The following is a 23499-nucleotide window of genomic DNA, read 5'->3' as shown; positions in this document are numbered from 1 at the left end:
AGGAGGTGGGATGGCGTCCCATGAGCGGTCCGGAAAGAAATCAGCAATCAGTCGTACTGTACGACATCGAGGACAAACCGCCGCTGGGGAAGGCAATCCCGCTCGGCATCCAGCACGTGCTTGCGATGTTTCTGGGCAACGTCGCGCCCCCGCTCATCCTCGCCGGAGCCGTCGGCTCCGTCACAGGGGAGACGACGTTTCTCGTCCAGATGGCACTCATAGTCGCCGGTATCGCGACTATCGTTCAGGCGTATCCGGTTGGCCCCGTCGGGGCGCGGCTTCCGGTGGTCATGGGGACCAGTTTTGCGTTTCTCGGGCCGCTAATCGGTATCGGCAATCAGTTCGGTATCGCCGCCGTCTTCGGCGCGTCACTGCTTGCCGCGCCCGTCGAGGTCATCATGGGCATCTCGTTTGACCGGTTCCGCCAGTACTTCCCGCCGCTTGTCACCGGCATCGTCGTGATGCTCATCGGACTGACGCTCATTCCCACAGGGATGAACTACGCCGCGGGGGCCTCGGCCGGCCCATCAGCAGAGGGATACGGTTCCTTCGTAAACCTCGGCCTTGCGGGGCTCGTTCTGATTGTCACGGTCGGATTAAACCAGTTCTTTGAAGGCTTTCTCCGCGTCATCAGCGTGTTCGTGGGCATCGTCGTCGGCTACCTCGTCGCGCTTGCGCTGGGCGTGGTCGACCTCTCGGCCGTCGCCGCCGCCGGCTGGGTGACTGTCCCCGTCCCGCTCAAGTACGGCCTCGCGTTTGAACCAAGCGCCGTCGTCACCGTGGCATTCCTTTACATCATCACTGGTATGGAGACTATCGGTGATATCTCTGGGACGGTGTCCGCAACCGGTCGAGATGCCACCCGCGAGGAAATCCGGGGTGGCCTCATCGCCGACGGCGTGATGAGCGTTTTCGGTGCGGTGTTCAACGCGCTCCCGAACACGTCGTTCTCCCAGAACGTCGGACTCGTGAACTTCACTGGCGTCGCCAGCCGGTACGTCGCCGGTATCGGTGGCGTCGCACTGCTTGCACTCGGTTTCGTCCCGAAAGTCGGCGCCGTCGTCTCGGCGATGCCCGACGCCGTACTAGGGGGCGGCGCGCTCATCCTGTTTGCGATGATATTCTCCTCGGGAGCGCGCCTCATCACGCAAAATGTCGAACTCGACCACCGCAACTCGACCATCCTTGCTATGTCGATGGCGCTCGGCCTCGGGGTCGCGTTCCGCCCCGAAATCCTCCAGAACTTCCCCGCGGAGGTACAGACGCTGTTCGGGTCCGCACTCGTCACTGGAGGGATGGCTGCTCTCGTTCTCAACATCGTGTTCCCGGGCGGGAGCGTCGGAACCGGACCGACTGAGTACACTGCCGGGCTAGAACCGAGCCCGCCCGAGTCCGGGGCCGGCGCGCCACCGGTCGACGACGACTGAAAAGCTGCTCTGTGCTGTGTAGCTGTGCGTCGCCCCGACTACAGGTAGCCGTCCGCGAACTCGTCGATCAGCAGCCGCCGGTCGTCGCCCAGCGGGTAGAGGACCGGACACTGACAGCCCGTATCAGCGTATTCGCGAACTTTCTCGCGGCACTGTTCGGGCGTCCCGCTGGCGGTGAGTTTGTGGACCACGTCGTCCGGGATAAGATGCATCCCCTCTTTGATGTCGTCCTTGTCGGCCGGCCATCCACCGATTGTCTCGCCCACCTCGTCGATGAGGTCCTGACTGACGCCGCTTGCTTTCATGATGTGCGGTTGCTGGCCGAGGTACTGCGTGATGAGTTCGCGGGCGTTGTCCAGGGCCGTCTCCTCGTCGTGGTCCATCGAGCAGACGACGAGCTGGGGCCGGTCGATGTCCTCAAGCGAGCGGTCGCCGCGCTCCGCTCCGGTCTCCAGCGCATCAAGTGCCTTCTCGTTGTACTCGGGGCTGACGAGATAGTTCAACAGTGCGCCGTCGGCGAAATGACCGGTGAGTTCCAGCATCTTGAACCCGGTCCCGCCGACGTAGACCGGCACGGTGCGTGGCCCGTCGTCGCCGTGAACCACGTCCAGTTCTACGTCCCGCATCTGGACGAACTCGCCCTCGTAGGTGACGTTCTCCATGTTCAGCAGGTCCTGTGTCACCTCGACGCACTCTCGCATCGCTCGCAGTGCGCCGCTGCGGTCGATGCCGACTTTCTCGGCCAGCGGGTCCCACCAGGCCCCGATGCCGCACATGATGCGGTCCGGGCCAGCGAGTTCCTCCAGCGTGCTCATCGACTGCGCGATCAGCGCCGTGTTGCGCGTCCAGTTGTTGATGACACCAGTCCCGAGTTTGATGTCGTCAGTGACCGCGGCGTACGCGCCGAGCGGGGAGACAGCGTCGCGTGCGAGTCGCGATTCGGCTTGCCAGATCTCGTCGATGCCCTGCTCCTCCGCATACTGTACCAGTTCGACGTTCTCTTCGAGGGAGTGTTTGTCCTGCAAGTAGATACCGACACGGTCGCCTCTCTCGAAGACCTGATTGGCGCTCATGAGACATGCGGGATTCAGCGAAAGCAGATAAATAGATTTGCCACACACACGGTCTGTGGGAGGTGTGTCCGCTCGTTTCAGAGCGCGCCGTGTGGCCGTTAGTCCGTCTCGCGGCTGTAGGCCTGTAACAGCGCCGACGGGACCGCGAGCTGGTCGCTTTTCGTCCGAATGACGGCGTAGGCCAGCACGATAATCGTGGCCAGATACGGGTAGGTGCCCATTATCTGTGGGTTCATGAGAAACTCGACGATAGGGTTGATGACCCCGGCGAGCGGCGCGTCAGGGCCCAGCGTCAGCGAGATGGATTGGGACCGAATCCGGAGCGCGTCGAGCAGGCCGAACAGATAGGCCCCCACGAGCATCCGGCGGGGTCGCCATTGCGCAAAGATGACCAGCGCGACGGCGATCCAGCCCCGGCCCGCGGTCATCCCCGGCACCCAGAGCTGTGAGAAGGCCAGCGAGAGATGCGCCCCGGCCGCACCGGCGAACCCGCCGCCGATGAGCACCGCGAGGTACCGCAACCTGAACACGGACACGCCCATCGTGTCCGCCATTTCGGGGTCCTCGCCGACGGCGATCATCTCCAGCCCGAGGTTCGAATGGTGCAGGAAGTACCAGACCACGACCAGCAGACCGAGCGCGAGGTAGTCCGTCGCCGTGCTCCGGAAGAAGGCCTCACCGATGACTGGAATGCCGACGAGGTACTGTCCGACGAGCGGGAGCGTCAGCTGCGGGAAGCCCTCGATGGACTCTTCGACCCACCCGGAGCCGAAAAACGTCGTCAGCCCGGCACCCAGTAGCGTCAGCATAACGCCGCTGATGACCTGGTTCGATTTCAGGGTAATACAGAGGAACGCGTGGACGAGCGCCAGTATCATCCCAAGGAGGATGCCGACGCCGAACCCGAGCCAGTGACTCCCGGTGAGGACGGTGGTGATGAACCCGCCCAGCGCGCCGACGAGCATCATCCCCTCGACACCGAGGTTGAGGACGCCCGCTCGCTCGCTGATGAGTTCCCCCATCCCGGCGAGGAGGAGCACGGTCGCCGCCTGAACGGTCGCATCGAGCAGTCCGGCGATGAAGCTCACCATCAGTCGTCACCCCGCTGTGGCTGGGCCGGCGTCTCCGTTGGCCCGCGCTTGATGTCGATACCGACACGATAGCTCTTGAAGAACTCCGCCGTGATCAGAAAGAGAATGACGAGCGCCTGAATAATCTCGACCAGCGCCGCGGGCACGCCAAACGCGACTTCCATGCTCGACCCGCCGACGAACAGTACGGCGAAAAACAGGCCGGCGAGCATCACCTTGAACGCGCTGTTGCGGCCGAGCAGCGCTATCGGAATCGCCGTGAACCCGTACCCGGGTTCGAACCCGGCGCGGTACCGTCCCTGGGCACCGGCGATTTCGCTGATGCCGCCCATGGCCGCGAACGCACCCCCGACGACGAACACGAAGAGGTACACGTAGAACTTGCTCATCCCTGCCTGCTGGGCAGCTTCGTCGTTCGAGCCGACGAACGTGATCTCGAAGCCGAGCCGAGTTTTCGTCATCAGGACGTAGGTGAGTGCGACCATCACAACGGCGACGAGCAGGCCGGCGTGGACACCGCCGAGCAGTTCCGGAATCATCGCAGCCTCGGAGAACCGCTCCGACTGCGGGAAGTTCCCGGTCCCGCCCTGCATCGGGCCCCGGAGCAAGTAGCTCTGAATTTCGAGCGCGACGAACGTCAGCAGGAGCGAGGTGATGATCTCGTTGACGTCCCACTTCGCGCGGAGATAGGCCGGGATACCGGCCCAGATACCGCCGGCGACGGCTGCGGCGACGAACATCAGCGGGACCAGTGCGAGTCCCGGAAGCGAGACGTTCAGTCCGATCCAGGTCCCCGCGAGCGCACCCGCGACGAGCTGTCCCTCGGCACCGATGTTGAACAGTCCCGCCTTCAGCGGGAGGTACACCGCCAGACCCGTCAGAATCAGCGGCACCGCCTTCGTCAACGTCTCTCTGAGGCCGAACTCGGTAAACAGCGTCTCGACGAACATCGTGGCGTACGCCGCGACGGGGTTCACGTCGAGGACGACCAAGGCGATGGCGCTGACCGCCAGCGCGGCGAGAACCGTGAACACGGGCGTCCCGTATGCCAGCCAGACCGGAATGTCTTCGCGTGCGTCGACAGTTACTGCGACGTTCATCAGCTCTCACTCCCCTGTGTGACTCCAGACGGGGGCGGCGATGTCTCCGCCTCGCCACCATCGTCGTCACCACCGCCAGTCATCTCCAGTCCGATCCGTTCCCGGTCGGCCTCGGCCGGCGTCGTCTCGTAGACGAACTCGCCCTCGTAGACGACCAGAATCCGGTCGCTCAGGTCGAATATTTCGTCTAGATCCTCCGAGAGCAGAATAATACCGGTGCCTGCCTTCCGCTGTTCAAGCAGTGTCTCCCTGATGAACTCGATGGCCCCAACGTCGACGCCCCGGGTCGGCTGGTTCGCGATGAGCAGGTCCGGGTCACGGTATATTTCTCGGGCCAAGATGAGCTTCTGGAGGTTTCCCCCGGAGAGGTCACCGGCCTTTGTCTCGGTCACGTCGCTGACACCGCGAACGTCGAACTCATCGACCAGCGTTTCGGCGTAGTCACGGAGTTTCCCGTAATCAAGGAACGGCCGGTCGCCGAACCGGCCGTCTCTGAAGTCCTTCATCGTGGCGTTGTGCATTACCGAGAGATCCTCCGCACAGCCGTACTGGAGCCGGTCCTCGGGGACGAAAGAGACGCCGCTATCGACGAACGTCTTCGGTTTCGCGCCGGTGATATCCTCACCGTTGACCAGTAGCTCGCCGGCTGTCACGTCTCGGATGCCGGCCATGACCTCGGCGAGTTCTTTCTGGCCGTTGCCGCTTACGCCCGCGATACCGACGATTTCGCCCTGCCGAACCGTCAGGTCGACGCCCGAAAGAGCTTCGATATTTCGGTTGTTAGTTGCTTCGACCCCGCGTGCGCGCAGCACCGGCTCTCCGAGGTCGACTGCGTCCCTGTCTATTTCGAACAGCACTTCACGACCGACCATCATCTCCGCGAGCTCCGCACGGGTGACCGACGACACCTCGGCGGTACCGACGTTCTGCCCTTCCCGGAGTACCGTCACCCGGTCGACGATAGCGTCAACTTCGGTGAGTTTGTGCGTGATGAAGATTATCGACAGCCCCTCGTCTGTCAGCCGTTCGAGCGAGTCGAAGAGCCGCTCGGCCTCGGTCGGCGTGAGAACCGCCGTCGGTTCGTCGAGAATCAGGAGGTCGACATCACGGTACAGCGCTTTGAGTATCTCGACGCGCTGTTGCTGGCCCACGTCGAGTTCCCAGATCTTTGCGCTCACGTCGATGTCGAACCCGTACTGGTCCGCTAAATCCTGAATCCGTTGTTCAGGCACATCGAGGCCCAGCGAAAACTGTCCGGCGAGCGATTGGACGAGACTGTTGTTCCGAACTGCCGCCGGGAGCCAGCTGTCCTCCGCATCGCTGCGGAACGCTGTGGCTGGTTCACGTTCACCGAGTACGACGTTCTCGGCGACGGTCAGGCGTGGTATCAGCATGAAATGCTGGTGGACCATCCCGATACCGGCGTCGATGGCGTCCTGTGGCGACTCTAGGTCAAGTCGCTCGCCGTCGAGATAGATGTCGCCGTCGTCCTGCGAGTAGAGCCCGTACAGAATCTTCATCAGTGTACTCTTTCCCGCACCGTTTTCGCCGAGGAGGCCGTGAATTTCTCCGCGCTCGACGGAGAGGTTGACGTGGTCGTTGGCGACGACCCCAGGGAACTCCTTCAGAATCCCCTCCATCCTGAGCGTGGTGTGTTCGGACATGCTCTCTGGTCTTGGCCGGGTATCAACTATGTAGTGGCATAATTGTTTCCAAAGGTAGCCATATTCGCCATCCAGAACGGGAAATGCCGGACATTTGCCAAGTATCAGTTGTTGTGTGCTAGTGACCGTTGTCGACCTGGGTTCCGTTTGCCAGCACCAACAATAATGTTGAGATACAATCCAAATAGTTGCCAGATATAATAATATTAGTCCAGTTTTGCAACATATATCTGGATAATAGCGTAGAGAAAGCTGCGCGAACAGGACAATTTAAGTCCTTGTTACTGGAAGGGCTACCCGGTTAGTTAATGGTTGGCAAGAAACATACCAGATCGAGACGGCAGCTACTGGCAGCGCTTGGAGCAGCAGGGATTACCGGCATTGCCGGTTGTAGCGGTGGTGGTGACGGAGGCGACGGCGAGGCAGCCACCGGCGCGTCCGATGACGGGGCAGCTGAGGGCACTGCGACGGGCAGTGATGGGACGGATTCGGTCACCGCCGCCTGGGTGTACAATTCGGAAGTCGGTGACCTCGGCTGGTCTTGGGCCCACAACGAAGGTCGGAAGGCAGTCGCAGCAGAGTACGACTGGTTAGAGACCGAGTACACCGAGGCTGTTGCGCCGGCCGATTCCGAGCGGGTGTTCGAACAGTACGCACAGGGTGACGCTGATATCATCTTCGGCTGTACGTTCGAGTATCAGGACCCGATGGCGTCCGTGGCGGAGCAGTACCCCGACACGTACTTCGAACACAACACCGGCTACCTGACGATGGAGAACATGGGGCGGTACATGGGCAGAATCTATCAGCCACGGTATCTCGCCGGACAGGCCGCCGGGACCGTAACGGAGACAGACACGCTAGGATACGTGGCGGCATTCCCGATTCCCGAAGTCATCCGTGGCATCAACGCCTACGCACTTGGGGCCGCGTCTGTCAACGACAGCGCGACGCTGAAGGTCAGATGGACGAACTCCTGGTTTGACCCCCCGACTGAGAGCGAGGCGGCGAGCGCCCTGCTGGACGAAAACGTCGACGTAATGGCCCAACATCAGGACTCCCCGGCAGCGCTCAGAGCAGCCTCCGATGCGGGTGTCTGGGCGACCGGCTACGACGCTCCGATGGGTGACATCGCCGGCGAGAACTATCTCACGTCCCCGATCTGGCACTGGGAAGAGTTCTACGGTCCGACTATCGAGTCTGTCAGAGACGGAACCTGGGACTCCGACGCGTACTGGGAAGGAATTGACGCAGGAATCTGTAGTCTGGACGACTGGGGACCGGACGTGCCCCAGGAAGCGAAAGACACCGTTTCGGAGTCCCGTTCGGCAATACTGGACGGCGAACTGGATGTCTGGTCCGGTTCGGCGTTCGAAGGCGAAAGCGACGAGTTCCTCTTTCAAGAGATGAGTAGCTACGTCGACGCCGTCGAGGGCGAGGTCCCGAACTGATCCCGCCACCGGTCTTCGACTGCAGTACTGGGCTGGGTGTTACTGTGACTCTTAGACGAGGATAACAACGTTCGTAGCATTATTGAGTATTGAATGAGGAATTTCACCAAATTTTACCGAATATATTCGTTCGCTGCAAGGTCAAGAATGGTATCGCTTAAGTAGGAGTTTCCGTTACCTCTATCCAGTTCAGTAATGGTGAATACCAACCGACCGATATCGCGGCGGGAGATGCTGGGTGCGTTTGGGGCAACAGGAGTAGCCGCACTAGCCGGCTGTAGTGGCGGGAGCAGCGACAGTGAGACGGCTGACGGGACAACGACCGGCAGCGATGGAAGCTCCGGGTCGGACTCCGTCACCGCTGCCTGGGTGTACATCTCAGAGGTGGGCGACCTCGGGTGGTCCTGGGCCCACGACGAGGGACGAAAGACGGTTGACGAGAAGTATGACTGGCTGGAGACCGAGTATACGGAAGCTGTCGCGCCGGAAGACTCGGAACGGGTGTTCGAGCAATACGCACAGGGTGACGCCGACATCGTCTTCGGGACGACGTTTGGTTACCAGGACCCGATGTTCAACATTGCGGAACAGTATCCCGACACGTACTTCGAGCACGCGACCGGCTATCGAACTCGGGAGAACATGGGCCGATACATGGGCCGGATTTACCAGCCACGGTATCTGGCCGGGCAGGCCGCCGGGATGGTGACCGAGAACAACACCATCGGCTACGTCGCCGCGTTCCCGATCCCCGAAGTTATTCGTTCCATCAACGCGATGGCGCTCGGCGCGCGGTCGGTGAATCCGGACGCGACGTTCAAAATCCGGTGGGTCAACGCGTGGTTCGATCCACAGACCTCGAAGCAGGCAGCCAACTCACTCATCGACGAGGGCTGTGACGTTATCTCACAGGAGCAGGACTCCCCTGCTCCGGTCAGGGCCGCAAACGAGGCGGACGTGTGGGCCTCCGGCTACAACGCGCCGATGGGCGAGTTCGGCGGCGACAACTACCTCATTTCGCCGGTCTGGAACTGGGAAGAGATCTACGGCCCGACCATCTCCGCAGTCCGGGACGAGACCTGGGAATCCGACGCGTTCTGGGGCGGCATGGAGACGAACCTCCCTGCGCTCGACGAATGGGGACCGGAGGTCCCGCAGGAAATCAAAGACACCGTCGCCGAAACGGAAGCGGAGATCGTCAACGGCGACTTGGACGTCTGGGCCGGCTCCGAGTTCGAAGGCGAGAGCGACGAGTTCCTGTTCCAGGAGATGAACAGTTTCGTCGACGCCGTCGACGGCGAAGTGCCGGAGTAAGGAAGCCCGACTTCGGCGGTTATGTTCTCCCTGAGGGCGGTCAGTCCCCTGCAGCGCGGTCGAGTTTCGGACGGGATGCGCCACCCCACTCCTCGTAAGAGCGAAGCACGTCGCCGTTTCGCTCCCCGGTCAGTTCGCCGTCTCGGACGGCAATCTCGCCGCCGACGAGGACGTACTCCATACCGTCAGAGAACTGGAATGGGTTCTCGTAGGTCGCGTTCGCCGACACGGCGTCAAGGTCGAAAGCGACGAGATCTGCGATGTACCCCTCGCGGACGTAGCCGCGGTCTCTGAGGCCAAGGATGTCGGCCGGGTTGCCCGCGGCCTTGTACGCCATCAGCTCCGGCGAGAGCACGTCCTGCTCACGGACGTACCGTTCGAGGATGCGACTGAACGCCCCGATGGCCCGTGGGTGGGGCTTTCCACCGAAGATACCGTCCGTACAGAACGTGCCGCGGTCGTCCGCGAGGAACCGCTCGATGTCGTCTTCGGCCATCACGAAGTCGGCCATCGTCACGTCCAACTCTTCGGCGACGAGCAAGTCACACATCGCGTCGACTGGCTCGCTGTCAACTTCGGTGGCAATGTCTGCGATAGTATCGCCCTGATACCGCCCACTTCCCGTCCGTGTAATGAGGATGTTGTCCCACGAGCCGGCGGCGTAGGCGAGGTTCTCCCAGTCGCCGGGGGTAGAAATGTCGGCGGCGATGCGGTCCCGAACCGCCGTCGAATTGAGGCGGTGACGGATGGCCTCTGAATCCCCCTGTCGTGCCCACGGCGGCAACAGCGCGGTGAGCATCGTCGATCCGGCCGTGTAGGGGTACTGGTCAAAGGTGACCCGCTGTCCTCGGGCAACAGCATCGTCGAACAGGTCGAGCACAGCCTCGGACTCTCCCCAGTTTTGCTGGCCACCGACCTTGAGATGTGAGACGTGGGCGTGACAGCCGCCGCGTCGGCAGATGTCGAGATACCGGTCAATAGACTCGACGACGCGGTCCGTCTCGTTCCAGACGTGGGATATCATAAACGAGTCGCGCTGTGCGAGGGTGTCAGCGAGCGCCACCAGTTCCTCGTCGCGGGCGTACGAACTGGGCGGGTATATCATCCCCTTGGACATACCGAACGCGCCTGCTTCCAGCGCGACTTCGAGCTCCTGTCGAATCGCATCGAGTTCGCCGGGCGCTGTGTCGTGGTCGGCCGTCGGTCTGGAGAGCCGTTGACTGGTGACTGGCCCGGCGGCGACGACGTGTTCACCGCTGAGCGGGCGGTCCTCGAACCCGGCCAGCATCGACCTGATGTTACCGTGTGGAGCGTAGTACGCACAGTTGACAGCGGGGTCGGCGGATGCAAGCGCTTCGAGGTAGCCGGAAACGGTATGCCACGGCCACGTTTCGCCGAGCGTGCCGTCAAGTGATTTGACCCGGTCCGCCCACTCGTCGGTGAGGTTTGGTGGCACCGGAGCGACGCTGACACCGTCCTGGCCGAGGATTTCCGTCGTGATCCCCTGCGTCAGTTTCTCCTTTGCGCCGGGGTGCTCGAACAGTCGAAGCTCCGAATGTGCATGCATATCGATGAATCCCGGCGCGAGATACGACCCATCGAGGTCGACAACACGGTCGGCCGCAAGCGGGGTTTCGCTGATTGTATCGATTCGACCGTCAGCAACACGCACGCTCGCAGTGAACGGAGGGCGACCGCTCCCGTCCAGCACCCGCGCGTCTCGGAACGCGATAGACGCGGCACTCGGCTCGGTCATGTCTGCCGACTCGCGGAACGGTCGTTTGGCTCTTTCGGTGGTCTCAACCGTGTGTGACAGCGGGCGAGTGCGTGCCACACGGCGTCTGTCGGCCTGTGGGACGCCACCCCGACACAATCTTCAAGACGACACCGCGGAACAGCTACCCAATGCCATCCGTCAGTCTCGACAGCGAACGGTTCAGACGGCGCTTCGATACGTTCAACAAGATCGGCGCGACGGAACGGGGCGGCGTGAACAGGCCGAGCCTGTCCGACGAGAACAAGGCGGCCCGGGACACGCTGGTCGAGTGGTTCCGCGAGGCCGGGCTAGAGGTCCGTATTGACACGATGGGAAACATCTTCGGTCGGCGAGACGGAGCGGTGAGCGACGCCGCGCCGGTCCTGTTCGGGTCGCACATCGACAGCCAGTACAACGGCGGGCGGTACGACGGCGTTATCGGCGTCCTCGGTGCGCTGGAAGTCATCGAGGCATTCAATGACGCCGGGGAGAGGACCGAACGCCCGCTAGAGGTCGTCGCCTGGAGCAACGAGGAGGGTGTCCGCTTCCAGCCGGACATGCTCGGTAGCGGCGTCTACTGTGATATCTTCGACCTCGACTACGCGTACGAGCGCGAGGACAAGGACGGGAAGCGGTTCGGCGACGAACTCGAACGCATCGGCTACAAGGGCGAAACACCCTGTGAAGCGGACGATATCCACTGCTACTTCGAGATGCACGTCGAACAGGGGCCGTTTCTCGAACAGCAGGACATCCCCGTCGCCGCCGTCGAGGGCGTGTTCGGCTTTTCGTGGCTGAATGTCACCTTCGAGGGACAGGCCAACCACGCTGGGCCGACACCGATGGATATGCGCCACGACGCCTTCGTGGCGACGGCGGACGTGACACGGGCCGTCCGCCGGATCACAGCAACCGAGGGGACAGACCTCGTCGGCACGGTCGGTAGCGTCGATGTGTGGCCGAACGCTATCAACGTCATCCCCGAGACGGTGGAGTTCACGCTCGACTTCCGCTCGTACGACGATGCTGTTGTCGATGCGGCTGTCGAACAGATCAGCGCGGAGGTCGCCCACGCCGCCGAGCGCGAAGGGCTCGAATACGAGATGGAGGAAATCATGCGAGTCGACGCGGACCCGTTCGATCAAGACTGCATCGACACGGTCGTCGAGGCCGCCGAGACGGTCGGCTGTGAGTACACACGGCTCGTCAGCGGTGCGGGCCACGACGCGAACTACCTCAACAAGATAACCCCGACGAGCATGATTTTTGTCCCAAGCGTTGACGGAATCAGCCATCGCGAAAGCGAGTTTACTGAATGGGATGACATCGTCACCGGGGCGGAGGTACTACTGAACGCCGTACAGGCAAAGGCCGCCGAGTGAGTGGGTCCGTTCGCAGAGTGATTCTGTCACAGATTTGGCACACGACACACAGTAACCGACACGTCTGTCGTAGCTGTGCCATCCAATTGTCCTGTGGTGGGGCGTGGCCGTGATTGCTTCTGGCAACATTGCGAGCAGGCACCTGTGGACCATACATATATGAGATGGTGTTGCACACGTGTTCACTAACAGGCGTGTGTCCGTATCGCATGCCAAAAACTGGAGGGAACTCTGTGGATATCGAACTCACGATCAACGGCGAGCGGGCGACAGTCGAAGCCGGGTCGGCGGACGACTTGGCGACGGTTTTGAGACAACACGGCTACATCGGCGTGAAATGTGGTTGCGACGGCGGGACCTGTGGCGCATCGAAGGTGTTCGTTGACGGCGAAGTCGTGATGGCCTGCGGAATGGCCGCGGAGGACGCCGATGGGAGTGAGATACAGACCGTCGCAGCGCTCGGGACACAGGACGACCTGCACCCGGTCCAGCAGGCGTTCGTCGATAACTTCGCCGTCCAGTGCGGGTTCTGTATCCCGGGGATGGTGATTCAGGCGGTGGCACTGCTGGATTCGAACCCCGACCCAACCGAGCAGGAGGTCCGGGAGGCGCTGGACGACAACGTCTGTCGCTGTACCGGCTATCAGAAGCCGGTCGAAGCCGTTCTCGACGCGGCAGAACGGATACAGGGGGCGCAGTCGGTCGCCGCGGACGGCGGCCAGTCGGTCAGTGCGCCGCTGCGCGGATCTGAGTCGACCGGTTGCTGTGGAGGTGGGTGCGATGAGTGACGACGAGACGGCCAAGGCCGACGGGGGCACGGCCTCCCAGTCAGAGGCCATCGAAGACGGGCGGGACGAGGAGCACCCGCTCGAATGGGACGAACCCGAGAACAACGACAAGGCACCCGACGAGCGCGACAGCGTCTCCCACCGGGCGGAGAAGTACGACGACCGAAAGCTCGTCACCGGGCAGGCGAAGTACACCGCCGACTACGAGGAGCGATATCCGAACCTCGCGTACGCAGCGGTCGTCCGAAGCGAAATTCCACACGGCCGCGTGACCGATATCGACACGAGCGCGGCCGAGGCGATGGATGGCGTCGACGCGGTCTTGACACCCGAATCCGACGCAGTGCCGAACACAAAATACACCAGCGCCGGACAGTCATATCCCGAGCCGAGCCCGTGGGACATGCAGGTGCTGAACGAACACGTCCGCTACATCGGCGACCCAATTGCCGCCGTCGCCGCCGAGGACCGGGCGACTGCAACGGACGCCGTCGAGGCCATCAAGGTATCTTACGAGGAGTACGACTACGTCACTGACCCGGAGGCGGCCTTCGACGAAGACGCGCCGCAGTTGTTCGAGGGCGGCGAGGTCGAGAACGAGATCGTCGGCCACGACTACGACCGCAACCGGATGTCCCATATCGGGGGCGAGCTGGGTGACGTGGATTCGGCGCTCGGCGGCGAGGCCCACGTGCATGAGAGCGAATGGGAAACCATCCGGCAGTCCCACGCCAACGTCGAGAAACACACCTCGTTGGCGTACACGAACGAGGACGACCGCCACGTTCTCATCACCAGCACACAGGTGCCCAACCACACCCGGAGACAGCTCGCCCACCTGTTCGACATCCCCATCCGTGACATCCGCGTGCAGAAGCCACGCGTCGGCGGCGGGTTCGGCGGGAAACAGGCGATGGTCGTCGAGCCGATTCCGCTCGCGCTGTCGCTTGCCACCGACCGGCCGGTCCTCTACGAAGCCAGCCGCGAGGAGGAGTTCTACGCGATGCGCTCGCGCCATCCGATGACGGTCAAAGCGAAGACAGCCGTCACCGACGACGGTGACATCGAGGCCATCGACCTGTACGCCCTGTCGAACACCGGCGCGTACGGCAGCCACGGCATGACCGTCGCTGGCAACGTCGGGAGCAAACCGATGCCGCTGTACTCGAAGGTCCCGAACGCCCGCTTCGAGGCCGATATTGTCCACACGAACACACCACAGACCGGCGCGATGCGGGGCTACGGCGCGCCACAGGGGACGCTCGCGCTTGAAGGCCATCTCGACGAGGTCGCCCGCGACCTCGGTCTCGACCCTATCGAATTCCGACGCCGGCATCACATGGAGGTCGGTGACCTCGACGAGATTGCGGGGATGATGGGCGGCGAAGGGGCGAACCGACGTATTCGCTCGTGTGGCCTCGACGAGTGTATCGAGCGCGGAAAGGCAGCAATCGGCTACGACGACCTCGAACAGCCCGAAGAAGACCATCTGCACCGCGGCATCGGGATGGCGCTATCTGCTCAGGGGACCGGCGTCGCCGGGGACGAACTCGGGGCCGCCCAGATAATGATGAACGAGGACGGGAGCTTCCACCTGCAGGTCGGGGGCGTCGACATCGGAACGGGCGCTGACACGGCATTCCTCCAGATTGCCGCGGAAGTACTGGGCTGTGATGAGTCCGACATAGTCGTCAAGTCCTCCGATACTGATGTGACGCCCTTCGACTACGGGGCGTACGCCTCTTCGACGACGTACATCAGCGGTATGGCCGTCAAGAAGGCCGCGGAAGATGCGAAAGCACGAATTCTCGACTGGGGGTCGAAACTGCTAGAGGAGCCAGTCGAGGAGTTGGAGACCGGTGACGGAACCGTATACAGCGAGGCCAGCGGCAAGTCCGTCACGCTTGAAGACATCGGCTACGAGGCCGCCTACGGCGACGACGAGCGCGAACACATTCTGGGAAAGGGGACCCACTGCACCGAGGAGAGCCCCCCACCATTCGCCGCGCAATTTGCCGACGTGACCGTCGACGAAACCACCGGCGAGTTCGACGTTCATAAACTGGTTGTCGCGGTCGACTGCGGCGTCGCCATCAACCCCGGCATGGCCGAGGGCCAGATCGAGGGCGCAAATCACATGAGCTACGAGATGGCCGTCAGCGACGGAATCACGCTCGACGACGAGGGGCGGGCTGAGGTGACGGACTTCGACGAGTACGGCCTGCCGTCGGCAACCGAGACGCCGCCCATCGAGTCAATTCTGGTCGAGACCCACGAACCGACCGGTCCGTTTGGCGCGAAATCAGTCGCCGAAGTCCCGACTAACACGGTCCCGCCGGCGCTGTCAAACGCCGTCCGGGATGCCGTCGGAGTCCGTATCCGGGAAATGCCCATTACCGCCGAGAAAATCGAGTCAAAACTGGACGAGCGCGAAGCCTGACTCGGGACACGGAGCCAGTCACGGCAAAGACCGGTGTGTCGGCGTGCCATATCGCAAATCCGCGATAGCTATTTACCCTTCTGTTCGTCACGTACCTGACATAGCCAGCGAGCTGATGAGCCATATGGAAATCGAACTGGAACTGAACGGTGTGGAACGGACTGTCGAAGCGTCGAAATCCGATTCGCTTCTCGACGTTCTTCGACGGAACGGGTACACCGGCGCGAAGCGGGGATGTGACACTGGCGCGTGCGGCTTCTGTACGGTGCGCGTCGACGGGGAGCCGGTGAAATCCTGCGTCAAGCCGGTGACGACAGTGCAGGGCGCAGCCGTCGAGACAATCGAAGGTCTGGGTACACAAGACGACCTGCATCCGGTGCAACAGGCGTTCGTAGATAATACTGCGCTGCAGTGCGGGTTTTGCATTCCTGGGATGATTATGCGCTCGACGGCGCTGCTGGAAGAGAATCCGGCCCCGACCGAACAGGAGGTCCGCGAGGCGCTGTCGGACAACCTCTGTCGGTGTACCGGCTACAAGAAAATCGTCGCGGCGGTGCTGGACGCCGCCGAACAGATGGACGACGGGACAGCCGTCGCCACGGACGGTGGGCCGACTCTCAATAGCGACAGCGGAACCACCGCCGAGATCGAGTGTTTGCGCACCGACTGCGGCTGCATGGAGGGCGACCAGTGAGTGATTCCGACCGAGCCCGAGAGACAGACGGGCGGTCAGACACGACAGGGATAGACGAAGCGGATTCTGCCGAAGTTGAAGGAGAGGCAGAGGCGGACGTAGCACGCGAACCCGACCGGAAGGCCGAATCCGAGCGCGACGCCATTACCGTGAACGAGGAGAAAGACGACGCGCGCAAGATCGTCACCGGTGAGGCTCGCTACACGGCGGACTACCACGACCGGTTTCCGGACCTCGCTCACGGGAAGGTGGTTCGCAGTGACATCGCCCACGGCTACGTCGAATCAGTCGACACGAGCGCCGCCGAGGCGATGGATGGCGTCCGCGCCGTCATCACGCCCTTTGACGACGTGGTCCCGGACAAGCTGTACTCCAGTTCGGGCCAGTCCTACCCCGAGCCGAGCCCGTGGGACCTGAACGTGTTACGCGAGCACGTCCGCTTCGTCGGCGACCCAGTCGCCGCAGTGGCGGCTGAGGACCCAGAAACGGCCGACCGAGCCGCACGGAAGATCGAGATCGAGTACCGGGAACTCGACGCCGTGTTCGATCCCGAAGAAGCCCTTGCGGAGGACGCGCCACAACTGTTTGAAACCGACGACGTGGAAAACAAGCAGTCGGGCGCGGATTACGCGAGAAACCTCGAATCCCACTTCGACGGGGAACTGGGGGACGTGGACGCGGCGTTCGAGACAGCCGAGGCTGCGACGGACCGACATGTCGTCCAGACGGAGTGGGAAACGCCATACCAGTCCCACTGCGTCCCGGAACCGCACACGACCATCGCCTACACGGACGAGGACGAGCGTCACACGTTCATCACAGCGACGCAGGTCCCCTTTCACACCCGCCGCCAGATAGCCCACCTGTTCGACGTTCCCATCCGCGACGTGCGGGTGAAGAAGCCGCGAATCGGCGCTGGATTCGGGTCGAAACAGGAGATGGCAATCGAGCCGATAGCGTTCGCATTGCATCTGGCGGCCGACCGGCCGGTCAAACTGGAGATGAGCCGGCAGGAGGAGTTCACCGCGCTTCGCTTTCGCCATCCGATGCGGATGCGCATGAAGACGGCCGTGACGGACGAGGGCGATATCGAGGCGATGGACCTCTACACGCTGTCGAACTCGGGGGCCTACGGCACCCACGGCATGACCGTCGCGAACAACGTCGGAACGAAGCCGCTCCCGCTCTATCCACGCGTTCCGAACGTCCGCTTTTCTGGCGATGTGGTCCACACGAACCTCCCGATGGGGGCGGCTATGCGGGGCTACGGCGCTCCACAGGGGCATTTCGCCGTCGAAGCACACATGGACGAGGTGGCCCGCCGGCTCGATTTCGACCCTATCGAATTCCGCCTGCAGAACGCGGTGCGAGAGGGCGACATCGACCGGAGCGTCGCAATTCTGAAAGACGGCGACCGGTTCACCCGCGAGATTCGCTCGTGTGGCATCCGCGAATGTGTCGAGCGCGGGAAGGAAGCAATCGGCTACGACGAGCTCGAACAACCAGACGAGGACCACCGTGAGCGCGGGGTCGGAATGGCGCTCATCGCCCAGGGAAGCGGCGTTGCGGGGAAGGAACTCGGCGCGGCACAGGTACAGATGAACGAGGACGGGAGCTTCCACCTGCAGGTCGGCGGGGTCGACACCGGTACCGGCGCGGACACGATGTTCTCCCAGATCACCGCCGAGGTACTGGGCTGCACTCCAGAAGATGTCGTCGTCATCGCCGCCGACACCGACCTGACGCCGTTCGATTACGGCGCGTACGCATCCTCGACGACGTACATCAGCGGTCGAGCGGTAAAGAAGGCCGCCGAAGACGCGAAAGAGCGGTTACTGGAGTGGGGGTCGAAACTGCTCGGGGAGTCGCCAGAAGCACTCGACACCGGCGACGGCAGCGTGTACAGCGAGCGAACCGGGAACCGCGTATCGCTGGAGGAGATCGGCTACGAAGCGACCTACGGCGACGACGAGCGCGAACACATCCTCGGGGACGGCAACCACTCAACCGACGAGAGCCCACCGCCCTACGGTGCGCAGTTCGTCGACGTAACTGTCGATACGGAGACCGGCGAATACGAACTCAACAAGCTGGCGTTCGCGGCGGATTGCGGCGTCGCCATCAACCCCGCACTGGTCGAGGGCCAGATAGAGGGCGGCGAGCACATGAGCCTCGAATACGCCACGAGCGGCGATCTGACCTTCGACGACGACGGGAACCCCGAAGTGCTCGGCTTTCGCCAGTACGGAATGCCGCGGACGACGGACCACCCAGAAATGGAGACAGTTCTCGTCGAAACACACGAACCCACGGGTCCGTTCGGCGCAAAGTCTATCGCGGAACTCCCGACAAACGGGGTTCCGCCAGCGCTTTCGAACGCGATCCGCGACGCCGTCGGCGTCCGGCTGACCGAGCTACCGTTCACCGCAGACGACGTGAAGACGGCGCTCGACGACCGATCTGGCGACCGTAAATAGGTTGGTTTCGGGCAGTTTTCCTCCGAGTAATATCACACACGGAGTGTTTTTTCGTGTGCCGAGCAAACTATTAAGAGCTGTTCGAGAAAATTTCGACAGTATGGCGTACATCGGGTTTCTGCTGACAGGGGGTCCCTTCGACAGTGAGCGGTGGCGCACCGCCTACGAGCTGGGGCGGGCGGCGCTGGATCAGGGCCACGAGGTGAGCTACTTCCACTATCTCGACGGCGCGCTCGTTCCTGTCGCGGACCAGACGCTGCCCGGCTGTTCGGATAGCGGCCTGTACGACGAGATGCCGACAGAGAAGTTTCAGGAACTCATCGCGGACGGGGCGGAGGTCATCTGCTGTGGGCTCTGTGTCGACGCACGCGGCATCGACGCGCCTGCCGACTACCCCGACGGCGTCGAAGTCGGACTGCTCCCTGACCTGGCAGACATCATCGGCGAGGCCGACCGGGTGGTTTCGCTATGAAACGGGATGTCGTCGTGCTGCTCACCCGTGCGCCCTGTGGCCGAGTCCACATCCCGGAGGGACTGCGGGCGGCCCGCGGCGTCGCTGCCGGCTTCGACATGCACGACGTGACCGTGGTATTCACTCAAAACGGCGTGTACGGCGCTCGGGAAGCCGTCGACCGCGAGGCGCTCAACATGGACGGACACGTTTCCGATCTGGAAGAACAGGGCGGACAGATGGTCGCGGACGGCGCGGCGATGGCCGAGCGCGGTGTCGACGAGAGCGAAATCGCCGACGACGTGGTCGTCTGGTCGGACGACCGCGTTACCGCTCGCATCCGCGATGCCGACCGAACACTGGACTTCTGACAATGCTATATCTCATCGACAAACCGATGGCAGAAATCGGGCTGCGCACCGCCGCCGGGGACCCCGAGGCACACGTCGTTCTGATTCAGGACGGCGTCTACCTCACACCAGGTATCGACGCCCCCGTCTCAGCTGTCGCAAGAGACGTGGACGTACGTGGCGTCTCGCTCTCGCCGGACATCGACCGGATATCCTACGACGCCGTAGTCGAGAGTCTCGTCGAACAGGAGGTCAAGAGCTTCGTATGAGCCTGTTCGAGCGACTCGACGAACTGGCTGCCCAAGGGGAGCCGGCGGCGCTCCTGACTATCGTCCGTAAGGACGGCAGTACACCACGGGACGTCGGAGACAAGATGATAGTCACAAGCGACGACGAGTACGGGACCATCGGAGGTGGGACGGTCGAACACCTCGCCGTCCAGGATGCCCGGTCGGTGCTTGCCGGGGCTGATGACCCCGGCATCCGGACGTACGAACTCGAACGTGGCGGTAACACGGGCATGGTCTGTGGCGGCGAGATGGACGTGTTCATCGACCGCGTTCGCGGGCAGGCACGGCTCTATATCGCTGGCGGCGGCCACATCAGTGCCGAACTGGCCCCGCTGGCGGAACGGCTGGGCTACGCCGTCACCGTCGTTGACGACCGCGAGGCGTACGCCGACCCAGCGCAATTCCCCAGCGATACCGACGTGATGCATGGCGACTACGGCGATGTGCTTGGTGACCTGCCGATGGGGACGGAGACAGCCGTAGCTGTTGCGACGCGAAGCGGGACGTTCGATCAGGAGGCCGTCGCCGCGGCGCTGGACGGTGACGCTGGCTACGTTGGACTCGTCGCCAGCGAGACAAAGGCCGACCACGTCCTCGACTCACTCGCCGAGTCGGGATACGCCCGTCGGGACCTCAGCCGGGTCCGAACCCCGGTCGGACTCGACCTCGGTGGGAGCGGGCCGGCCGCCGTCGCGCTCTCGATTCTCTCCGAGATCACCATGGACCGCCACGACGCGACCGGCAAACGGGCCACGCGCCTGAACCTCGATAAGCTCGTCGTCGTCCGCGGCGGCGGCGACCTTGGGAGCGGCGTGGTCTATCGTCTCAAGCAGGCTGGCTTTCCGGTCATCGTCACAGAGGTCCAACAGCCAACGGTGGTCCGGCGGGCGGTCGCCTTCGGCTCTGCACTGTACGAGAACGAGGTGACAGTTGAGGGAGTCACTGGCCGGGCAGCGACGGACATCGACGAAGCGCTTGCACTGCTTGCCGACGATGTCGTGCCGGTACTCGTTGACCCTGAAGCGACCGTCGCCGACGAACTCGACGCCACAGTCCTCGTCGACGCTATCATGGCAAAAGGGACGTTCGACACCGGCACGCGCCGGGGGGACGCCGACGTAGTGGTCGGGATGGGACCCGGCTTCGAGGCTGACGAGGACGTGGACGCAGTCGTCGAGACTGACCGCGGGCACGAACTCGGTCGAGTGTTCTACGAGGGGACCGCGAGCGAGTACGACGGCGAACCCGGCGAGCGGCGCGGCTACACTCACGAGCGGGTGCTCCGCGCACCGACCGATGGTGAGTGGACACCGACAGTCGCCATCGGCGATAGTGTCACAGCCGGCGATGTGGTCGGCAGAGTCGACGGCCTGCCGGTCGAGACTGAGATAGACGGGCTGGTTCGCGGCCTCGTCCACACGGGCCTCAGCGTCAGCGAGGGCACTAAGCTCGGCGATGTCGACCCCCGTGGCAAGTCTGTCGATCCAACGAAGATCTCCGACAAGGCACTGTGTCTCGGTGGTGGCGTGCTTGAGGCGGCGCTTCGGCTGCGGTAGAACACTCCTAATCGGTGTTAGCGACGGACTTCTTCGAGGGTCGGGTCGTCAATCGTGACGCCACGTCCGGCCGTAGCGTGGCCAACCGCTCGATAGAACACGCCAGCGTCGTCGAACGCCGATTCGACGGCATCAGTCGCTGTCGGTGGGACGGAGACGAACAGGCCGCCGCTGGTCTCTGCGCTCTCTCCGTCGGTTAGCCCGTACCCGAAAAGTGTCGAGAGGTCGGGCGTTCCTGCGATGACCGGGAGGTGTGTCAGTTCGATGCCGACGTTCGAACGGGCGGCCACCACGCGGCTCTGGCCAGCGAGGCCGAAGCCGGTAATATCGGTTGCCGCGGTCGCGTGCTCGCGGCACGCGCTCACTGCGTCCCGGTTCGGCGTCGTCATCCACTCGATTGCCTCTGAAGCAATGGTGTCGAGCGGGCGGTCAGTGGCGTCAGTGACGGTCTCGACGAACTGCTCGTCGGTCACACGGGTCGCTCCCATAGCCGGCTGCGTCCCGATTGGTTTGGTCAGGTAGAGCTGGTCGCCGGGGCTGGCCCCCTGTGAAGTGAGCAAGGCCTCGGGCCGTGCTGTCGCCGAAATGGCTCCGCCGGCGAACGGCCACGGGCTCATGATGGTGTGGCCACCGGCGATGACGCCGTCCATCGTGTCCAGTGCGTCGGCCATGCCTGCGAGGATCGGGGCAGCGTTGTCGGTTAGTTCTCGCGGCAATCCGAGGACGACGAGGCAGTCAACGTTTTCGACCGCGCCCGTGGCGAACGCGTCGCTGGCAGCGTTACAGGCAGCTACACGGCCGAAATCGTACGGGTCGTCGACGATAGGAGTGAAGAAATCCACCGTCGAGACCAGCGCGATGTCGTCAGTGAGTTTCCGGGCAGCGGCATCCTCGCCGATACCGAACAGCAAGGGGTCGCTCTCACCGGTCAGGCCGGCATCAGCGAGCAGCGAATCGAGGTCGCCCTGGCCGACTTTACAGGAGCAACCGTGGAGTTCCGTGTACTCCGTCAGGCGCGTCGTCTCGGCATCGCTATCGGTCTCTGCGTCAGCCCCCACACTCAGGCCTCCGAAAGCGACGCCAGTTCCGTTACCTGCAGTTCGAGTTCGAACTCGTCGGACTCGCCAGCGGTCTCCGCGGTCGTCACGTCGATGCCGTGCGTCGTACACATCCGCCGGAGGTTCTCCTCAGCCGGTGGATAGTCGCCACGCACGACGAGGGTCTCGCCGGTATCGAGGTCCGAAAGCGCCTGCCGGACGATGAGCGCCGGCCGGGGGCAGATTTCACCACGAACATCTACGCGGGCCATACCGTCACGTGTGTCACCAGGTCACAAAAACGCTATCGCCGCCACACGCCGTTGCCCCGGTAAGCTATTTGTGTGTCTTCCGCGCAGCGACGGTATGCATCTGGCTGCTGCGCTGGGCTTGGGCTCCAGCGCCGCTGTCGCCTTTGTCGGGGCCGGCGGGAAGAAAACCGCGATGGGACAGTTGACCGTCGAAGGAGCCGACAAGGGGTACGACGTGGGCTACACGACGACAACAGCGATGCCACCGCCGCCTGACCTGCCGCTGACGCTCACCGGCCCGGACGAGTGGCGCGCCGACCTCAAGGCACACGACCCACCGCTTGCCGTCGCCCGCGAGGATGTAGCCGACCCGGCGCGAGTCGACCGGAAGGTTCGCGGCTTCGAGGCGAGTGTGGTAGAGCAGCTATCCAGTGCCGGACTGTTCGACTGGCTCCTCATCAAGGCTGACGGGGCACGCAAGCGGGAGTTCAAAGCGCCCGGCGATAGGGAACCAGTCGTCCCGAACACGGCCAGCCACGTCGTCCCGGTCGCTTCGGTCGCCGCAGTCGGTGAGCCACTGACGACGGCCGTGGTTCACCGGCCGGAGCGAGTCGCAGATATCACCGGCCTAAAGATGGGCGATACAATTACCCCAGAAGCCGTTGGAACAGTGCTCACGCATCCAGACGGTGGCCTCCGGAACGCGCCAGCAAAGGCGTCTGTGATTCCGCTGGTCAACAAAGCGGACACCGAAACCCAAGAACGTATCGCGACGGACGTGCTCACGCACGCGCTTTCACAGACAGCGCGGTGTTCTCTGGGCGTCATTACGTCGTTCGCGTCGAATGTCTGTGAAGTGGTCTCAACAGCGGATCTGCAAGCGGAAGAGAACGATGACTGAGCTAGA

At 63.0% G+C, this 23499-nt stretch carries 20 protein-coding genes; 13 read left to right on the top strand and 7 right to left on the bottom strand.

Going from position 1 to position 23499, the window contains the following annotated elements; translation table 11 throughout:
* Window positions 1-20 precede the first annotated feature (20 nt).
* Window positions 21-1427 carry a uracil-xanthine permease family protein gene (locus tag C437_RS12490; RefSeq protein WP_004517323.1) on the top strand — a complete coding sequence of 469 codons (1407 nt, stop codon included), beginning with the start codon at window positions 21-23 and terminating at the stop codon, window positions 1425-1427.
* A gap of 38 nt (window positions 1428-1465) precedes the next feature.
* On the opposite strand, the gene C437_RS12485 is transcribed toward C437_RS12490, so the two are convergent.
* The 4 genes from C437_RS12485 to C437_RS12470 form a co-directional block, all read right to left on the bottom strand.
* A complete protein-coding gene (locus C437_RS12485) occupies window positions 1466-2500 on the bottom strand; it encodes an LLM class flavin-dependent oxidoreductase (protein WP_004517322.1) in 1035 nt (344 codons plus the stop codon).
* A 98-nt stretch (window positions 2501-2598) separates the two neighbouring features.
* Window positions 2599-3591, bottom strand: coding sequence for an ABC transporter permease (locus C437_RS12480; RefSeq protein WP_004517321.1), 993 nt, complete (start codon window positions 3589-3591; stop codon window positions 2599-2601).
* Complete coding sequence (locus C437_RS12475; RefSeq protein WP_004517320.1) at window positions 3591-4691, bottom strand: ABC transporter permease; 1101 nt, start codon at window positions 4689-4691, stop codon at window positions 3591-3593. The genes C437_RS12480 and C437_RS12475 overlap by 1 nt, the downstream gene beginning before the upstream one ends.
* The gene (locus tag C437_RS12470; protein WP_004517319.1) at window positions 4691-6355 is read right to left on the bottom strand and encodes an ABC transporter ATP-binding protein; all 1665 of its coding nucleotides are present in this window, start codon (window positions 6353-6355) and stop codon (window positions 4691-4693) included. Before C437_RS12470 ends, C437_RS12475 begins: the two co-directional genes overlap by 1 nt.
* Before the next feature lie 308 nt (window positions 6356-6663).
* On the opposite strand from C437_RS12470, the gene C437_RS12465 reads away from it, so the two are divergent.
* A complete protein-coding gene (locus tag C437_RS12465) occupies window positions 6664-7806 on the top strand; it encodes a BMP family ABC transporter substrate-binding protein (RefSeq protein WP_004517318.1) in 1143 nt (380 codons plus the stop codon).
* 195 nt (window positions 7807-8001) lie between these two features.
* Window positions 8002-9120, top strand: coding sequence for a BMP family ABC transporter substrate-binding protein (locus tag C437_RS12460; RefSeq protein ID WP_004517317.1), 1119 nt, complete (start codon window positions 8002-8004; stop codon window positions 9118-9120).
* Window positions 9121-9160: 40 nt separating this feature from the next.
* Here C437_RS12460 and C437_RS12455 read toward each other — a convergent pair whose 3' ends face one another.
* Complete coding sequence (locus tag C437_RS12455; RefSeq protein WP_049919774.1) at window positions 9161-10876, bottom strand: N-acyl-D-amino-acid deacylase family protein; 1716 nt, start codon at window positions 10874-10876, stop codon at window positions 9161-9163.
* Between the two features lie 149 nt (window positions 10877-11025).
* Between C437_RS12455 and C437_RS12450 the strand changes: the two genes are divergently transcribed.
* From C437_RS12450 to yqeB, 9 genes are all read left to right on the top strand, one after another.
* Window positions 11026-12258: a Zn-dependent hydrolase gene (locus C437_RS12450; protein ID WP_049919773.1), complete on the top strand. Its 1233-nt coding sequence runs from the start codon at window positions 11026-11028 to the stop codon at window positions 12256-12258.
* Window positions 12259-12467: 209 nt separating this feature from the next.
* A complete protein-coding gene (locus C437_RS12445) occupies window positions 12468-13046 on the top strand; it encodes a (2Fe-2S)-binding protein (protein WP_170832137.1) in 579 nt (192 codons plus the stop codon).
* Entirely contained in the window at window positions 13039-15486 is a 2448-nt protein-coding gene (locus C437_RS12440) for a xanthine dehydrogenase family protein molybdopterin-binding subunit (RefSeq protein ID WP_004517313.1), read from the top strand. The genes C437_RS12445 and C437_RS12440 overlap by 8 nt, the downstream gene beginning before the upstream one ends.
* A gap of 124 nt (window positions 15487-15610) precedes the next feature.
* Window positions 15611-16180: a (2Fe-2S)-binding protein gene (locus tag C437_RS12435; RefSeq protein ID WP_004517312.1), complete on the top strand. Its 570-nt coding sequence runs from the start codon at window positions 15611-15613 to the stop codon at window positions 16178-16180.
* Entirely contained in the window at window positions 16177-18657 is a 2481-nt protein-coding gene (locus C437_RS12430; protein WP_004517311.1) for a xanthine dehydrogenase family protein molybdopterin-binding subunit, read from the top strand. Before C437_RS12435 ends, C437_RS12430 begins: the two co-directional genes overlap by 4 nt.
* A 100-nt stretch (window positions 18658-18757) precedes the next feature.
* Window positions 18758-19129: a DsrE/DsrF/TusD sulfur relay family protein gene (locus tag C437_RS12425; protein ID WP_004517310.1), complete on the top strand. Its 372-nt coding sequence runs from the start codon at window positions 18758-18760 to the stop codon at window positions 19127-19129.
* Complete coding sequence (locus C437_RS12420; RefSeq protein ID WP_004517309.1) at window positions 19126-19479, top strand: DsrE family protein; 354 nt, start codon at window positions 19126-19128, stop codon at window positions 19477-19479. Before C437_RS12425 ends, C437_RS12420 begins: the two co-directional genes overlap by 4 nt.
* A gap of 2 nt (window positions 19480-19481) precedes the next feature.
* Window positions 19482-19727 (top strand): hypothetical protein, encoded by a 246-nt coding sequence (locus C437_RS12415; protein ID WP_004517308.1) that lies wholly within the window; start codon window positions 19482-19484, stop codon window positions 19725-19727.
* Window positions 19724-21304: a selenium-dependent molybdenum cofactor biosynthesis protein YqeB gene (gene yqeB / locus C437_RS12410; protein ID WP_004517307.1), complete on the top strand. Its 1581-nt coding sequence runs from the start codon at window positions 19724-19726 to the stop codon at window positions 21302-21304. Before C437_RS12415 ends, yqeB begins: the two co-directional genes overlap by 4 nt.
* A gap of 17 nt (window positions 21305-21321) precedes the next feature.
* On the opposite strand, the gene selD is transcribed toward yqeB, so the two are convergent.
* Window positions 21322-22362, bottom strand: coding sequence for a selenide, water dikinase SelD (gene selD / locus C437_RS12405; protein WP_004517306.1), 1041 nt, complete (start codon window positions 22360-22362; stop codon window positions 21322-21324).
* A gap of 2 nt (window positions 22363-22364) precedes the next feature.
* Window positions 22365-22613: a sulfurtransferase TusA family protein gene (locus C437_RS12400; RefSeq protein ID WP_004517305.1), complete on the bottom strand. Its 249-nt coding sequence runs from the start codon at window positions 22611-22613 to the stop codon at window positions 22365-22367.
* Window positions 22614-22707: 94 nt separating this feature from the next.
* On the opposite strand from C437_RS12400, the gene yqeC reads away from it, so the two are divergent.
* Window positions 22708-23493 carry a selenium cofactor biosynthesis protein YqeC gene (gene yqeC, locus C437_RS12395; RefSeq protein WP_004517304.1) on the top strand — a complete coding sequence of 262 codons (786 nt, stop codon included), beginning with the start codon at window positions 22708-22710 and terminating at the stop codon, window positions 23491-23493.
* Window positions 23494-23499 lie beyond the last annotated feature (6 nt).

Source organism: Haloarcula vallismortis ATCC 29715, assembly GCF_000337775.1.
GTDB lineage: Archaea > Halobacteriota > Halobacteria > Halobacteriales > Haloarculaceae > Haloarcula > Haloarcula vallismortis.
The sequence above is the reverse complement of the archived record's forward strand: the minus strand, read 5'-3'. Positions and strand labels throughout refer to the sequence as shown.